Annotated in this window: 17 protein-coding genes and 1 pseudogene; 9 read left to right on the top strand and 9 right to left on the bottom strand. The window is 68.7% G+C overall.

The features are described 5' to 3' along the window. Positions 1-52: 52 nt before the first annotated feature. Both ABNF97_RS06755 and ABNF97_RS06750 read right to left on the bottom strand, forming a co-directional pair. Positions 53-934 (bottom strand): arylamine N-acetyltransferase family protein, encoded by an 882-nt coding sequence (locus ABNF97_RS06755; RefSeq protein ID WP_349337977.1) that lies wholly within the window; start codon positions 932-934, stop codon positions 53-55. A gap of 101 nt (positions 935-1,035) precedes the next feature. Further along, positions 1,036-1,746: an SDR family oxidoreductase gene (locus ABNF97_RS06750; RefSeq protein ID WP_349338059.1), complete on the bottom strand. Its 711-nt coding sequence runs from the start codon at positions 1,744-1,746 to the stop codon at positions 1,036-1,038. A gap of 82 nt (positions 1,747-1,828) precedes the next feature. On the opposite strand from ABNF97_RS06750, the pseudogene ABNF97_RS06745 reads away from it, so the two are divergent. From ABNF97_RS06745 to ABNF97_RS06725, 5 genes and pseudogenes are all read left to right on the top strand, one after another. After that, positions 1,829-2,226, top strand: a pseudogene (locus tag ABNF97_RS06745) (MerR family transcriptional regulator). Then, the gene (locus ABNF97_RS06740) at positions 2,223-2,432 is read left to right on the top strand and encodes a dynein light chain family protein (RefSeq protein ID WP_349337976.1); all 210 of its coding nucleotides are present in this window, start codon (positions 2,223-2,225) and stop codon (positions 2,430-2,432) included. The pseudogene ABNF97_RS06745 and the gene ABNF97_RS06740 overlap by 4 nt, the downstream one beginning before the upstream one ends. Positions 2,433-2,570: 138 nt before the next feature. Next, positions 2,571-2,735, top strand: a complete 165-nt coding sequence (locus ABNF97_RS06735; protein WP_349337975.1) for a hypothetical protein — start codon at positions 2,571-2,573, stop codon at positions 2,733-2,735. 566 nt (positions 2,736-3,301) lie between these two features. Continuing rightward, positions 3,302-3,811: a methyltransferase domain-containing protein gene (locus ABNF97_RS06730; RefSeq protein WP_349337974.1), complete on the top strand. Its 510-nt coding sequence runs from the start codon at positions 3,302-3,304 to the stop codon at positions 3,809-3,811. A gap of 292 nt (positions 3,812-4,103) precedes the next feature. Further along, positions 4,104-5,246, top strand: a complete 1,143-nt coding sequence (locus ABNF97_RS06725) for an IS110 family RNA-guided transposase (RefSeq protein WP_349337973.1) — start codon at positions 4,104-4,106, stop codon at positions 5,244-5,246. A 155-nt stretch (positions 5,247-5,401) separates the two neighbouring features. Here the strand turns inward: ABNF97_RS06725 and ABNF97_RS06720 are convergent, their stop codons facing one another. The 5 genes from ABNF97_RS06720 to ABNF97_RS06700 all read right to left on the bottom strand — a co-directional run bounded on the left by ABNF97_RS06720 (position 5,402) and on the right by ABNF97_RS06700 (position 9,186). Further along, on the bottom strand, positions 5,402-5,647 hold the full coding sequence (locus tag ABNF97_RS06720) for a hypothetical protein (protein WP_349337972.1): 246 nt from the start codon (positions 5,645-5,647) through the stop codon (positions 5,402-5,404). Positions 5,648-6,104: 457 nt separating this feature from the next. Beyond that, the gene (locus ABNF97_RS06715) at positions 6,105-6,425 is read right to left on the bottom strand and encodes a hypothetical protein (RefSeq protein WP_349337971.1); all 321 of its coding nucleotides are present in this window, start codon (positions 6,423-6,425) and stop codon (positions 6,105-6,107) included. Further along, positions 6,422-7,021: a hypothetical protein gene (locus tag ABNF97_RS06710; RefSeq protein ID WP_349337970.1), complete on the bottom strand. Its 600-nt coding sequence runs from the start codon at positions 7,019-7,021 to the stop codon at positions 6,422-6,424. Before ABNF97_RS06710 ends, ABNF97_RS06715 begins: the two co-directional genes overlap by 4 nt. Beyond that, positions 7,018-8,844, bottom strand: coding sequence for a M91 family zinc metallopeptidase (locus ABNF97_RS06705; protein ID WP_349337969.1), 1,827 nt, complete (start codon positions 8,842-8,844; stop codon positions 7,018-7,020). The genes ABNF97_RS06710 and ABNF97_RS06705 overlap by 4 nt, the downstream gene beginning before the upstream one ends. Before the next feature lie 12 nt (positions 8,845-8,856). After that, positions 8,857-9,186 carry a WXG100 family type VII secretion target gene (locus tag ABNF97_RS06700; RefSeq protein ID WP_349337968.1) on the bottom strand — a complete coding sequence of 110 codons (330 nt, stop codon included), beginning with the start codon at positions 9,184-9,186 and terminating at the stop codon, positions 8,857-8,859. Positions 9,187-9,431: 245 nt separating this feature from the next. Between ABNF97_RS06700 and ABNF97_RS06695 the strand changes: the two genes are divergently transcribed. From ABNF97_RS06695 to ABNF97_RS06680, 4 genes are read left to right on the top strand one after another with little or no spacing between them, the layout of a single operon-like run. After that, positions 9,432-9,926, top strand: a complete 495-nt coding sequence (locus ABNF97_RS06695; protein ID WP_349337967.1) for a hypothetical protein — start codon at positions 9,432-9,434, stop codon at positions 9,924-9,926. Positions 9,927-9,947: 21 nt separating this feature from the next. Then, positions 9,948-11,060 carry a hypothetical protein gene (locus tag ABNF97_RS06690; protein WP_349337966.1) on the top strand — a complete coding sequence of 371 codons (1,113 nt, stop codon included), beginning with the start codon at positions 9,948-9,950 and terminating at the stop codon, positions 11,058-11,060. Further along, positions 11,057-11,788 carry a hypothetical protein gene (locus ABNF97_RS06685; protein WP_130465047.1) on the top strand — a complete coding sequence of 244 codons (732 nt, stop codon included), beginning with the start codon at positions 11,057-11,059 and terminating at the stop codon, positions 11,786-11,788. Before ABNF97_RS06690 ends, ABNF97_RS06685 begins: the two co-directional genes overlap by 4 nt. Before the next feature lie 6 nt (positions 11,789-11,794). Continuing rightward, entirely contained in the window at positions 11,795-12,184 is a 390-nt protein-coding gene (locus tag ABNF97_RS06680) for a RidA family protein (protein ID WP_349337965.1), read from the top strand. A gap of 599 nt (positions 12,185-12,783) precedes the next feature. Here ABNF97_RS06680 and ABNF97_RS06675 read toward each other — a convergent pair. Continuing rightward, complete coding sequence (locus ABNF97_RS06675) at positions 12,784-13,626, bottom strand: peptidase (protein ID WP_349337964.1); 843 nt, start codon at positions 13,624-13,626, stop codon at positions 12,784-12,786. Then, complete coding sequence (locus tag ABNF97_RS06670) at positions 13,626-14,915, bottom strand: VWA domain-containing protein (protein ID WP_502930458.1); 1,290 nt, start codon at positions 14,913-14,915, stop codon at positions 13,626-13,628. Before ABNF97_RS06670 ends, ABNF97_RS06675 begins: the two co-directional genes overlap by 1 nt. Positions 14,916-14,954: the final 39 nt, after the last annotated feature.

Below are 14,954 nucleotides of genomic sequence, written 5' to 3'. Positions count from 1 at the left end.
TGTGAAACCCTGCCCCGGCGACGCCCCCGGCGGTGGGGTCAGCACGGCGACTTCAGGCTTGGCGGTCGCGTTCCCATGCGGCATGGTCCGCCTCGATCCGCTGCCACACCGCCCGCAACCGCTCCTCCGGTACGTCGTCGAGCGGCAGTCGGAACACCTCCCGCAGCAGGGCGCGCCATTCGGCGTACCCGGAAAGCTGCCGGACCGTCGCGGAGCCGGCCACCGGCCGCTCGGAGAACATCCGGCCACGGATGATCCGGACACCGGCCTGGGTCCGGTGCTGCACCGTCACCACCCGCACCATTCCGGACGTCGGCGAGGTGGAGACCTCGATGTGCTTGTCCAGCAGGTCGGTCGGCCCGGTCGCGGTCACCGAAAAATCCATCCCGACGAACGCGCCGCCGGGCTCGTGGTCGAACCGCCAGCCGCCCGGCACCGAGTCCGACGGCCGCAGCCGGAACCGGTCGTCCGGGCCGAAGGCCCCGGCCAGCAGCGGCACCGGGTCGAGCGGCCCGTCGCCCAGTCCGGTGTCCAGCCACCAGCCCCGACCGTCGAGGACCGTGGTCAACGCGAGATGGTTGCCGCTGTCCCCGGCCGGGTCGCCGGGCTGGCCCTGCACGCCGGCCCGGTGCCAGGTCACCGGATAGCCGAGGGTGGTCAGCAGCGCCGAGAAGGCCCCGTTGAGCTGGAAGCAGTAGCCGCCACGCCCGGCCACCAGGTGATCCGCTGCCGCGACCGGATCGATCTCCCGACGCTCGCCGAGGGCGATCCAGACGGTCTCGTACGGCACCCGCTCGACGTGCGCGGCATGCAGCCGGTGCAGTTGCGCCACCGACGGCCGCTCCGCTCGCTCGGTGGTTGGGTCGAGACCCAGCCGGCGCAGGTAGGCGGCGGCGACCCCGTCGTCAAGCGCCGGCGGGCGCCAGAGATTCACCTTAGCGGATGTCGTGCCGATCACCGCGTCAGCTTAGCCAGGGGCACCGACAACAACGGTTCGCCTCTTCACCTCGACTACCGGACCGGGAGCCGGCCGGCTCACCTGACGGCGAGCGAGGCGGGGGCGGTTCGGACGGCCTGGCCGACCGGTCGCAGGGTCACGGTGTTCACGTCGACGCCGGCCGGCTGGCTGACCGTCCAGGCGATCGCCTCGGCGATCTGGTCGGCCGTCAGCGACGGCCGGCCAGGGACACCGCTCGCCGGCTGCCAGAAGTCGGTGTGCACGACACCGGGAGCGATCAGGGTCAACCCCACGCCGTCTGCGGTCACCATCCGCCTGGTGTTTTCGGCCAGGCCGGTCACCGCCCACTTCGTCGCCCCGTAGATGTTGCCGGGGGTGTGCACCACACCGGCGACACTCCCCACCAGGATGATCCGGCCACGGCTGGCCCGAGGTGGGTGGGCGACGGTGGCCCGGATCAGCAGCGCGGGGCCGAGGACGTTGGTCAGTACCATGTCGCGCCAGCCGGCGGGGTTCCCGTCGGCGACCGTGTCGTGCGTGCCGAAACCGGCGTTGGCGATCGCGACGTCCAACCGCCCGAACGCGCCGACCGTGGTGTCGACGGCCGCCACGACCGCGTCGTACTCGGCGGCATCCGCGACGACGGTCAGCAGCTCCGCCGGTTCGTCGAGCGCGACGGCGAACCGCGCCAGGCGGTCCCGGTCGCGTCCGGTCACGGTGACCCGGTAACCCTCGCGGAGCAACCGGCGGGCGGTCGCGGCGCCGATACCGCTGGAGCCGCCCGTGATCAGGGCAACAGGAGAATCAGTTATGACCCGGAACCGTAGAGATTGGAGCGGACTCTAGGTCAAGTCCGGGTACCGTGAACGGGTGCCCGACGGCGCCCAGGAACTGAGCATCGGCCAGGTCGCCGAACGGACCGGCCTGAGCGTGCACACGCTCCGCTTCTACGAGCGGAAGGACTGCTGCCCGGCCAGATCCGGCGCTCTGCCACCGGGTACCGGATGTACGGCCCCTCGGACCTCGAATGGTTGCGGGTCTGCACCCACCTGCGGGCCTCCGGCATGCCACTGGAGACGATCCGCCGCTATGTCGGCCTGCTCCGGCAGGGCAACGGCAACGAAACCGCCCGCCTCGACGTGCTCCGCGCCCAACAGGCGCAGGTGGCCGCCAAGGTTGACGGGCTCACGGCGTGCCTGGACCTGATCGCGTACAAAATCGACGTGTACGAGCGCAGCAGCAGGTCAACCGTGACCAGATCACGTTGAACCAGACCGTCCGCGAGCGGTACGAACGGCGCTACGCCTCCCGCGTGGCCTTCTGGATCGCCGACGACGACACCGCCGCGTCCGCGAGGCCACAGTCGTCCAGCTTCTTCATCGTCGCGACGGTTTCGGTGCTGAACAGGTCACCCGTCCCGCTCCGAGATGCTGCGATCTTCGCCATCGCGCAATCCGGGGAAGCGTTCTTCTGACAACAGCAGGACCTCAGACCATGCGAGAAAGGGGACGTAGCGCTTCTGGCCCGTGCGACCCCCGCCGGGCGTCTGAAGGATCCCGGCAACAGGTTCGTGCTGTCGCTGGCGTTCCGAGATCCCACCCGGCTGTGGCACATGACCAACGACGGCCTGTTCCCGTTGGACGGCTACGGGAGCTATACGCCGGACTTCATCTGGGAGGGTGCCAAGTCCGGTAGCACGCTCACCGGATCCCCGCTCGTTCACTCGTCCCTGATCCGGAAGCGGGCCGACGTCACTGACTGCGGCGAATCGGGCTGACTGGTCACCGCAACAATTGGGCCCGCCGGGCGAGTCCGTGGGCCGGGTGGCGTGATGAAGTGTTGGTGTGCTGTGGAGATCTTCTCGGTCGGGCGGTCGGTGGCCGGACTGTGGTACTCCTGGCAGCAGGGGTCGCCGGAGGCGACCGAGCATATCGAGGCTTGCCCCTTCCTGTCGGGCGAGGTTCGCATTGCACGTCGACCGCACTTGGCCCTTGCCTCGACGCGCCCGAATCGGCGATTCACTCGCTCGAAGCACGGATCGGCATGCCTCGCCGCGCACAGACATGCGCCATAGCCGACTCGCTCACATCGGCACGTCCGTGTACCGATGCGTTCACGAGGCTCGCCGAGGGTAGCGCTTCTTTGTGGCGTGCTTCTGTGCGGTGAAGCGGACGGGACCGGCCTGGTTCTGATCCAGCATGGCAGCATCGTCGGGTGGCCGAAATGACGGACTGGCACGAGTGGCATTCGTCGTACGCCGACGACACCTCAGCGTTGTCACGGAGACTGCGCCTCGTGCAGCGCCACATCGGAGACTGGCTGGACGGACGGCCGGAGTCCTGGTTGCGGGTCGTCAGCGTTTGCGCGGGCCAGGGCGATGACCTTGTCGGTGTCGTGGCCCGACGTCTGGATGCCTACCGGGTGCATGCGACGTTGATCGAGAAGGATCCGCGCAACGTCGCAGCCGCACGGGAGCGCACCGCCACAGCCGGCCTCGACGGAATCACCGTCATGTGTGCCGATGCCGGTGACTTCGCCGCGTATCGCACCGTTGTCCCGGCCGACCTGGTTCTTCTCGTCGGTGTACTGGGCAACATCAGCGACCAGGACGTCCAAGCAACGATCGCCTCGCTGCCGAGGCTGTGCGCGCCGGGAGCCACGGTGGTCTGGACCCGGACACGTCGGGATCCCGACCTGACCCCGGCGGTCCGGCGCTGGTTCGCCGGGGTGGGCTTCACCGAGCTGGCCTTCGACGCGCCACCGGGCGCGCTGTTCTCGGTCGGCGTGCACCTGTTCCACGGGCAACCCGAGAGCCCACCTGCGAGCGGCCGGATCTTCACCTTCGTGCGGTAACGATGATGCACCGCCTGCCCAAGTCTCCGGCCGCGACCTCACGTCACACGCTCGATGCAGCGCAATGTCCGCGGCAAATATGCGACTGCTTCTGTAACACGGTCGGTTGCTGCGGGACTGGGTAGGCTCCCGAGATGCTTCTGCGTGACGTGGAGCCGGCCGACCTCGATGCGTATGTCCGTTTGCGTTGTGATCCGGTCATGATGTCGGAGCTCGGTGGACCGCAGCCGCGCGAGCGCATTGCCGGTCAGCTCAGGCGTGACCTCGAGACGGTTCGTGAGGACTCATCGGGATGGACCCGCACAAGCGCTCGGCAACGATCGAGGTCATGGCCGGCGACGAGACCATCGTCGGCGGCGGCCGGTTCGACACCGACCGCGACGGCTACACGGCGATGAGAAAGTACGCCAACCAATGGCCGAACCGGGTCTGGGCGATCGAGGGCTGTCAGGGCATCGGACGGCACATCGCCAACCGGTTGTTGGCCGACGGTGAGCGGGTCGTCGACGTTCCGCCGAAGCTGTCGGCCAGGGCGCGGGTGTTCGCCACCGGTCAGGGCCGCAAGACCGACGCCACCGACGCCCACTCCATCGCCCTGGTCGGCACCCGCATGGCCGGGCTTCGCCCGGTCGTCAACGACGAACAGCTCGCCCTGCTGCGGATCCTGGTCGACCGGCGCCGCTCCTTGGGCGAGGACCACACCCGGATGGTGTCCCAGCTGCACCAACTGCTCCTCGAACTCATCCCGGGTGGGGCGAAGAAGAGCCTGTCCGCCGCCCAAGCCAAAGCGTTGCTGGCCACGGTCCGGCCCCGAGACACGGTCGGCAAGGCCCGACGGCGGGTCGCCGCGGAGCTAATCGGCGACCTCGAACGGATCTACCGACGCACGAAGGACGCCGACAAGGAACTGAAGGAGCTTGTCGCTTCTACTGGAACCACGTTGATGGACCTGCATGGCATCGGACCGTCCGGCGCTGCCCGGCTGCTGGTCGAGGTCGGCGGCATCACCCGGTTCCCGAACCGGGCCCACTTCGCCTCCTGGAACGGCACCGCCCCCATCGACGCGTCCTCCGGCGAGCAGGTACACCACCGGCTCTCCCGCGCCGGGAACCGACAGATCAACCGGGTACTGCACATCATGGCCACCGTCCAGCTGCGTAACCCGACCGAGGGTCGCGCCTACTTCGACCGGAAGAAAGTCGCCGGCAAGACGTCGATGGAAGCGATGCGAGCGCTGAAGCGACGCCTGTCCGACATCGTCTACCGACCCATGATCGACGACGCCACGACCACGGTGACGGGCCCGGGAGGACAACGGGGAACGACTACTGACTCCAGCGTGACCAGCTCACATCCCCAGGCCAGCTCTTCGGAGAAGTCACTTCCCGGACCCGCCACCAGTCAGCCTAGAACACCGCTCCCGACCAGCGCTTGACAGAGAGGGGTGCCACGTGCGTGCACGGGGATCTAGCCGACGCCTGCGCCGGACATCCACGGAGAGTGACAGGAGTTCCCGCCTTCCGGCGCGCTCGCTCGGCGGCAGATCCGTGCCTCCAGGTGAACCAGCCGGCGACCGCCGGCCGCCGGACGTCAGGGCAGGAGCAGTCGTTCAAGACGCTCCACCGCGCGCAGTGCCTCGCCTCGGTGCTTGGCCTGTTTGAACCAGCCGGGCAGTCGGGACACCACTGAGGCGTTCGCCGTGCCGTGCCGTTCTCGAAGCCCGGCCCGCAGGAACTCCTTGAGGTAAGCGAGGTGGTGCGGGTTGAAGGCCCACAACGTGTGACCGGCGCACGGGGTCCGCAACCACAGTGGTAGACCGAAGCAGTTGTCCACCATTCCCGCAGGACCTTCGCCGCCGCGCCGCACCGCGGGCATCGCACTACGAACTCACCGGCGAACCCGGCCAGCCACCGTCCGTCGTCAACGAAGCGCCCCTGCATCACCCGGCCGAGTGTAGGCAGCAGAATCGGGCACGGCCTCGAGATTTCCTCGCGAGGGTTCGTACCCGGCCTAACAGTGACGGCCGCCGACAGCCTGGCAGTTGCGCGTGCGGACGCACAGCAGACGACGCCTCGGGCGGTAGGTTCCCGGGCGGTGCCCGTCCATGCGGGCGGAGCAATTGGCGGCCGGGTGGACGCACTGAACATCGGCAAGAGAGGAAGCCAATCGATAGACGCACTCAGGGCGTCCTCATGGAGGGTCACCGGAGTGACCGCATATAGCGGACCCGACAGCACTGGTGGTCAGCGCTTGACGTGGCAAAGTCACATTGCAGCGTAAGGATCCTTTGCGGTCAGCTGCGCAAGCGGTCGGAGCCGAAGCGGACGCCACCGTGGATGTCAGGTGCCTGTACCACCGGCCCCTGCACGGGGCCGGAGATGGTGTTGCTGGCTCGGTTACGGTCGTCCACCGCCCCCCTGACCTCCTCCCAAAGGCGGTGCAACTCGGTAGCAAACACCTTGTCGTTGAGCGCGGCGGCGGCCAACGCGGCGCGTAGTTCCGCAAGCTGCCCGTCATCCGTAGGGTCCCGTTGCGCGTCGGCGAGCGCCTTCGCTGTCGCGGGCTGTTCGGCCGCACCGATACACCACCCGTCCGCCGGGCGGGCGCCGATCACAGCGTCGCGGGCGGCGAACAGAGGAGATGCTGCGGCCCGTTCAGCGGATACTTCCCGCGACCGTCGTCGGCGGGTTTTGGCGCGGCGGCCTCGCTCTGGAGTACGGCGCCGAGACAGAAGACCACTTCGCGCACCGGTTCCGGGAGCTTGACCGTGGCGACGTAGGGGCGACGGCCTTCGAGTGGCAACGGAACCGAGAACTCCTCGGTGAATTCCTCGCCGGGTGGGACAACCACGCCCTCGATGGTGCCGATCGCGTCGGCGTCCACCCCGGGCGGGATGGCGAAGGTGCGCTTGGCCAACTCGACCGTGCCATCCTCTCGGGCGGTCACGTAGACGTCGTAGGCATGCGAGGCGACGTTCCCCTCAACCCCGACATAGGCGACGATCGGCTCCGCGCCCTGGTTGCGCAGCGTGTAACGCACGCCTAGGGCCTCCGCCCGAGGTGTGACCTCGGCGTCGAAGCTCGCCGTCGGCTTTACGCCGGTCGGCTTCCACTCCGGCTCGAAATCCACATAGGCCTCCGCGCCACAGCCGGCCAGCGTGACGACGGCGAGCACCGCCGCGCCACAGGCGAAGAGCAACTTCTTGATCAAGAGTACGACGTCCTTCTCGGCCAGCCCATCTCGTCCCGGAAAGCATTCTCGGTGTAACTGTAGGGGTGGTCCGGGTCGATCCGGCCGGGCGTGTTCGGGTCGTCATCCTCGTCGATCGGCAGGCCGACAGCCTCCCGCTCGTCGTTCTCCACCCCGACATCGTCCGGCCCTTCATGCTCGCCCGGAGCGGACGTGTTGTTCCCGTAGTCGTAGACGTGCGCGAACTCGTGGAACAGGCCCGCGATCGGCGGCCGCTCGTCCGACGACGAGAGCCGGCTCGGGTTGTAGGTGACCTCGTAGTTCTCACCCAGATGCCAGTTCGTTCTGTACGAGGCGGTGTTGGAGTCGGCCTCGACGATCACGAGCGGGTTTCCCTGGTACGAGATTCCGCCGAGCCCGGGCCAGTCGGCGGCGATCGCGGCCGAGTCGTTGTGGATGTCGTCGAGCTCGGCGAGCATCTGCTGCCCGATCGGGGATGCGCGCATCATGTCCAGGTCGGCGCGGACCCGCTCCTGGAACTCGGGCGACCCCTCGATCTGGATGTACTGCGCCGCGTCGCTCACCTCGACCCGCACGTCCTGGCGTACGCCGGACGCCTGGTCCTCGTCCTGCCGGTAGGCGGTGTCGGCTCCGCCGCCACCCGAGATCGTGTCGCGGCCGTGCCCGGCGTAGAGCACGTCGTCGCCGGAACCACCGTCGAGCCGGTCGTTGTCCCGGCCGCCGGAGACGATGTCCCGACCCGCGCCGCCGTGCACGGTGTCGTCGCCGGTCGCGCCTTCGAGGTAGTCCTCGCCCTCGCCTCCGGAGATGTTGTCGTTCCCGGAGAGTCCGTAGACGACGTCGTTGCCTCGGCCGCCGGACAGCAGGTCGTCGCCGCCCTGACCGTCGGTGTAGTCACGGCCGGAGCCGGCCGAGGCGTAGTCGTTGCCGGCGCCGCCGTAGATCTCGTCGTCGCCGTGCAGGCCGATGATCCGCTCGTTGCCGTCCCCGCCAGAAATCTTGTCGTCACCCTCGCCGCCGAGCAGGGTGAGGCTCAGGTTGGCGCCCTTGGGCACCTCGACCCGGTCGTCGCCGTCCCCGGCGCGGATCGTCACCGGCGTGCCCTCCGGATAGTGGTACTTGACCCCGTTGACCTCGACGATCACCTGACCGGTCTCCGGGTCGCGGGTCACCTTGACGATGTCGTCGCCCGGACCCGTGTTGACCACGGCCCGGCCGTCGACCATCAGCACCGAAACGCCGGTCGCCTCCGCCGGCAGCGTGAACGGGTCGGCCGCGCCGGAGGAGACACTGTCCCACTGCGTCGAGATGCTGTCCCACACCGCAGCGGAGAAGCCGCTCAGCTTCCCCTTCAGGGCGTCGTCGAGCTCCTTGCGCAGCGTGCGGGCCCGGTTGGTCGCGTTGCTGACCTCGGTAGCCTGTGCGGGCTGATTCCACCGGAAGACGATCTCGCCGCCCGAGCGCCAGCTCGGCACGGCGCCCATGATCTGCTCGCGCTCGCCGTCGAGCGCGTTCTGGTACCACCGCAGCAGCTCAGCCGCACCCTCCAGCGCCGAGGCGAGCCGGCCAGCCTGGCTGCCCATCGTGTCGAGGCTGCCGAACACCTTGGACTGGTGCTGACCGAAGGAGTCGCGCGCCGCTCCCGCCCACTCCGAGCCCAGCAACTTTCGACTGTCCGCATCCAGGTCGTCGCCGACCGCGACGCTCTCCTTGCCGAAGCGCCGCCACGCCGAGGCGGCGCTCTCGATCCGGCCCGGGTTGGCCTGGAGGTCCCAGAGCGCCGCGTCGACCCGGATCTCCCGATCCTCCGGTGGAAAGCCCATCAGGAGTCCTTCCTAGATCGGGATGTTGGGATGTTCCCGGCGATGCCGCTCGGCCGCTCGCTCGTCGGCCTGCCGATAGGCGAACGCGACCTGGAGCAGGCTCTCGTTGTCGACCTCCAGCACACCGATGACGCGCTCGACGGCCGTACCGGCGCTGCCCGCCACCGTCTGGTAGGCGTCGTTGAGTTGGCCGGCTGGGCCGACCTGCCCGAAGTCGGCCGGCGAGATCACGGCGTCCGCGCGCAGCGCACGCAGCGCCGAGGCGAGTTCGGTCGAATTGTCCAGGTAGGACTGCGCTACCCTGGCGATCTCCACCGGATCGGCGCGAACCTCTTCCCCCATGCCTGTCCACGCTACCGCCCCATGGCCAGCCCGCGGGTCTCGAAGCCTACTTAGTACCTTCCGGATCGGCAGCGAGGAATTAGCCTGGGACACCGTCCAGGAAGACGGATCCTGCTCGGAGCATCGAGCGCCGATACGAGCAATGAGGTTATCCACAGGTTCCCGACTGCAGGGTGACGGAGTCGTTGCGCTTCGTGCTATAACCTCCAAGGCAATTCCACCTGTAACCGGGGGTTAACGGGATCATGGAGGCAACCGAGCCGGGGTGGCGGCCGGAGTATCGCGGCGCTGACGGCAACGTCGGCAACGTCGGCTCGGGTAGGGAACTCGGCGCGCACCTCTACTACCTATACCGGGCCGGCCGTAACGAGCTGCCCCGGATCGCCAGAACCTATGCCGACGTGACGGTGCTCGTGCACCAGACGGCCGGGGCGATGGAAGGACAGTTCGACCTGCCCGACCGAGGCATCGGCCCGGCGCAGCAGCGTCTGCTGGAGTTGCGCGCCGAGGTACAGGACGTGTTACGGCTGACCTCGCTGCGGATGTCGGAGGTCGGCGCCGCGCTGGTCACCATCGCCGACCGGTACGCAGCCACGGACGAGGCAGCGGCGAAGGAGTTCACCCGGCTTCTCGGTTACCACGCGTCGGACTACCAGCAACCCGCCCTTGCTCCGCCCAATCCCCCGGCCCCCGGCGATCCGCCGCTGGTACGTCACATTCCCCGCAACATCGTTGACTGACCTGGCCAGACGGGAGACGCCATGGTCGACGCCTCGATCCCCTTCGACTATCGCCAGATGCACCAGTACCTCAACGAGATCGGCACCTACCTGGCCGAGCTGCACTACATCGACCAGGTGTTCGCATACATGGACGGCATCGAGTCCAGCTCCTTGGAGATATTCCTCGAGATAGCCGCTCTCGGGAGCGCCCCCGGTTCCTGGGTCAAGGTGGAGTTCGCCGGGACGGTCTCGTTCAGCCGTATGTGGTCCGTGCCGCCGCCGTTCCCGCCCCGTCTGATCTGGCAGGATTCGATCGACGAAGAAATTCAGAAGCAGGTCGAGGAATACAAGGCGAAGGCCTCAGGGTGGGCATCGGACAACATCGAATCGATCAGATCGATGGTCAAGCCGCTGGCCCACCCCACCGGATCTGTCTATCTCAACGACATCATCCAACCGGTGCGGGACGCGCTGGCGCGGTTGGAAGACTTCGTGCCGCACGACTTCGGCAAGCTGCGGCACACCCTCGGCAACTGGTCCGGTGACGCGGCCGAGGATTTCGCCACGAACTTCTACAACCCCTTCGAGCAGACCCTGGCAAGCCACCACCGGATGCTCGCCTCACTCGTCGCCGGCCTAGAGGCCGCGCACGCCACCGTCGACCTCACCCAACAGAGCCTGATGAACGTGCTGCACGCCACCCGCGAAGCGCTCCTGGAACAGTTGCACCGACGCCCCCAGCAGGCGGCAGCGAAGCAGCAGGAGCAGTCCACCAAGCACGCCATGATCATCGTCAGCGCGTTCGTACCCATGGCAAAAGGCCGGGACCTATGGGCCAACAGCCTCGACATGGCCAGCGCCGGCGCCTCCGCATTAGCAGGCGCCGCAGCGCCAAACCCGATGGACCAGCATGCCTTGACCGGCGGCACCGCCGAAGAGTTGCTGCACGCCCTGACCGATGCCATCACGCTCATCGACCAGAACTCAAATGAGCAGTATCAGGATCTCCATGTACTGGTGAGTGATGCCCTCTCGCGGATGGAATTCATCCGGGACACGCCGGATGGCAAGGATGGGCGACTGGTGCCCCGGCAGCCCCGGCTACTCGGCGACACGGACAGCAGTAGCTTCCACTTGCCGAGGGCTCGATGAACGGGATTGTCGGCAGGCAGTCGCAGCACCGAGTCCACTGTCAGATCGTTCGCGGTTCGACAGTGGTGGTCGCCGCTGCCGGCCTTCTCGTCGGCGGATGCGATTCCAGCCCGAAGCCGACCGAGACCCCCGAGCCACGTGTGACATACGGGCAGGCGAGCCCGGACATGTGCGAACGCATGAAGATGACGGAGGTCGCTGCACGGTTCGGCCTTAAGCTGAAACCCTCGTACGATCCGACGGTGCAGTTCGACACCCGGGGTACGGACGTCTACCTGAGCTGCGCCATCAGGGCCTTCGACGACGGTGAACGGTTCCGTACCGAGGTCGGAGAGTTTGATCCGGCCGGCACCGTCAGGCTGCGGACGTACCCGAACCACGAGGATGCCGAGAAAGCCCACGAGGCAGAGGTGATCTCCCTGCGGAAGTTCGCGGAATCCAAGCCACAGATATCGACACAGGATGTCAGCGGCTGGTGGGACGAAGGGGTTTATTTCCAGACGGTAGTCCCGGCCGAGCCCAAGCAGCATCCCAGCGCCGAGAACCTCGACGCCGCCGGAGTGGAGGTTCTTTACGAGCTACGCCATGGCAACCTGCGCGTCACCACCCGCATCGATAACCGGGCCGCAACTCGGGAGATCGATCAGGTCCTCGCCTTCCTCCGTGACTTCGCCGAAGCGTTCACCAAGGAGGCGGTGTCCCACCTCTCCCGGACCGGCCCGAACTGAGTCCTGGTGAGAATATTCCGAAACCCCGCGCCAACACGGGTCCATCCACCGATCGCCGGCTTCCACCACCAGGTGGAGATTGGCCAAAATCACCGGTGGGTGGTGCTCTCCGGCCAACTCGGGATCCGACCTGACGGACATGTGCCGGACGACGCGATCGAACAACTGACGATCGTGCTCGAAAATGTCCGTTGGAACCTGTTCGCCGCCGACATGCGGATCAACGACGTGATGAAGTTGACCATCTACCTCGTCGGTGACGTCGACATGGATCGGCTGCGAGCTGAACTCGCCCGCTGGCTCGGGCGTCATGAACCGACCCTGACCATCCTCTTCGTCGCCGGACTCGCCGGCCCCAGCTTCCGCGTGCAGGTGGACGCCTTGGCCGCCCACTGAGTACAGCCGCCCACTGAGTACAGCGGTCACCTGGGGGCGGGCCATGCCGGTGTTGGTTGCCACCCAGGCGTCCGGCAGTGTGACCAACTCGTTGGGCCACCGGCACCACCGTGGCGTCGAGCCGGGGAAGCTGCCCCGGCTTTTCATCGGACAGGGCAGCCACCCCGCACCCGCCCCGAGCCAGGTCCGCCAACTCCCCTAGCAGCTCCATCGCGCCGTACCGGGCCAGCGGCGCGGGCGTGGTAGGCCGTTCCGGTAGTTCAGCGGCAATCCGGCCTCGGCGAGCAGGTGCCCAACCGGGGATGGCTCGGCATCGGCGGCATCTCGGGGAACCGTGCCCGGACCCGCGCTCCTGGATGTCCTTCTCGCGCAGCTCGGCACACCGGTCGCCGCCCGACGGCGGTACCAGACCGGCCTGGGTCAGCCGCAGCGTCCGCTCGGATCGAGGTCACGAGGGTGATCTCCAGCCGGGGCGAGGCCGTCGCCCGGGCCGAGGCCACCGCCGCTAACCGCTGTTGGTGAGCCGGTACGGCCGTCAACCGGTCTCGGCGAACGGTCTTGCCGGGGCCCTTCCCGGTTGGGAAGGGCCCCGGCGAGGGTCAGCGGCGACGCCAGGTCAGCGAGAACCCGAAGACTCCGGCCACCGCCGCCAGCACCCCACCAACCGTGGTCCAGATCCACCGCGTGGAGAACGCCGGCACCCAGTCGAAGATGCCACCGTCGGCGTCAGCGTCGGCAGCGGCCGGGCTCGGCGACGCGCCGGATCCGTCGGTCGCGGCCAGCACCGCGCCGGGTCGGGCCGGCGGGGCCAGGGGTGCCCGCAGCTCGCCGTCGTCGGCGTTGGATCCACCGTCCGTGGTGCCGATCAGCAGGTCGACCTCGACCGGCAGCCCGAGGTCCGCCTCGGGCAGCTCGACAACCGACAGCTTGGCGTAGTACGTCCCGGGGAGCGGGTCTCCGGACCACGGCTCGGCCCAGGACCGTACCCGGCGCAGTACGCAGCCGAGGCGTACCTCGGTGGCGTCCCGGGCGGCTGTCGGCGTCTGCGCGCCGGCCGTGCAGGCCTGCCTGCGTCGCAGCCCGTCGAACACCTCGATGCTCCACGTCGACGCACCGGACCGCTTGGCACCGGCCGGGAAGCGCAGGGTGGCGGCGATCTCCGTCACGTCGCCGGCCGCGCCCGGGAACGACCAGTAGAGGTAGTCGCCGGTCGAGGCGTCGAGGCGTACCGGCTGGCCGGCGGTAACCGGCACGGCGGTGAGAAACGACGTGCCGGCCCGATCCAGCGCGGCCGCCCCGGGTGACGGGGTGGGCGCGGCAAGCGCGGCGGCCGGGTACAGCACTCCGAGCAGGATGGCCGGCACCGCGAGGGCCCGGCAGACCGGCCACGCCAGCCGGAAGGCGGCCACCGCAGCGGCGGCGGGTCGAATCCGGGTACGCATCAGTTCGTCCTCCAGGTCGCGATCCACCAACGGGTCAGCCAGCCCGCCAACACGCCGGTGAGCAGACCGGCTCCGCCCAGCACGAGCAGCAGCAGCCAGCCCCGGCCGAGTCCCGGCGCGGCCGGCGGCTCCGAGCCGGCCACCACGTCCACGACCAGCTCGAACGGGATGCCGGGCTGCCCGTCCTGCCGATCCACCGGTGCGAACGAGTTGCTCACCACCAGGCAGACCTCGGTGAGCCGGGACTCGTCGCCCCGTGCCGCGCCCCGGGACGGCTCCGCGTCGCCGTCCGACGACTCCGGTTCACCCGCCGACCAGCGCAACCCGGTGGAGAGCACGTCGGTCCGCCCGCTGCCGGCGTCGGTACCCCGGACCAGTTCCCGCCCGTCGGCGGCGGTGGCCCGCAGCAGCACCCCGTAGTCGCGGTGGATCGGTCGGTCCGGCGCCACGCTGACCGCCGCCCGCAGCTCCTGCCCGTCGGCCACCGGCACCCGGTACCACCGGTGCTCGGCGGGCTTCTCCCGGTCGGTGTAGACACCGGGTCCGAGCAGCGGCGCACCGGCGCACTCCCGACCGCCGGCAACCGGCGCCGGGGCGGGCGTGTTGGCCTCGGCCCGCCGCACCAGTTGCCTGATCCGGTTGGTGAGCTGCTCGGGTGACTGGGCGGCGGCGTACGTCCCGCCGGTCGCTGCGGCGATGCAGAGCAACTGCCGGCGTACCTTTTCGTCGGGGGCGAGGCCGAGGGTGTCTACCACCAGTCTGGTCCCCTGGGCGGCCAACTCGCGGGCCACGTCACAGGGGTCCGGCGGGGCACAGGTGTCCTCACCATCGGTGATCAGCACGATCCGCCGGTTGCCGCCCTCGGTGCCGAGGTCCTGGGCGGCACCGCGCAGCGCGAGGCCGATCGGCGTGTGCCCGGTGGGCCGCAGCGTGGCGATCGCGTCCTTGGCGGCCGCCCGGTCCACCGGGCCCACGGGCACGAGCTGCTGGGTGTCCCGGCAGGCGATTGCCTTGTCCTTGCCCTTGTATGTCGCGCCGAGGACCCGGATGCCGAGCTGTGTGTCGTCCGGTAGTGCGTCGACCACCTCGTTGAACGCCTGCTGGGCGACCGAGATCCGGCTCCGGCCGCCGATGTCGGCGGCCCGCATGGAGCCGCTGACGTCGAGCACCAGCTCGACCCGGGACGGCTCGGCGACGGGTTCGGTCTCGTCGGCGAGCGCCGGCACTGCCGCGAGTGGACAGAGCACAGTGGTCAGTCCGATAAGGACAGATAAGGAACGTTGGATCACCAAGGTATCCTAGTGATCAACGATCGTCACTGACCGCCG

Source organism: Plantactinospora sp. B6F1 (assembly GCF_040120695.1).
Taxonomy (GTDB): Bacteria; Actinomycetota; Actinomycetes; order Mycobacteriales; family Micromonosporaceae; genus Plantactinospora.
This window is presented reverse-complemented; position numbering and strand designations above follow the sequence as displayed.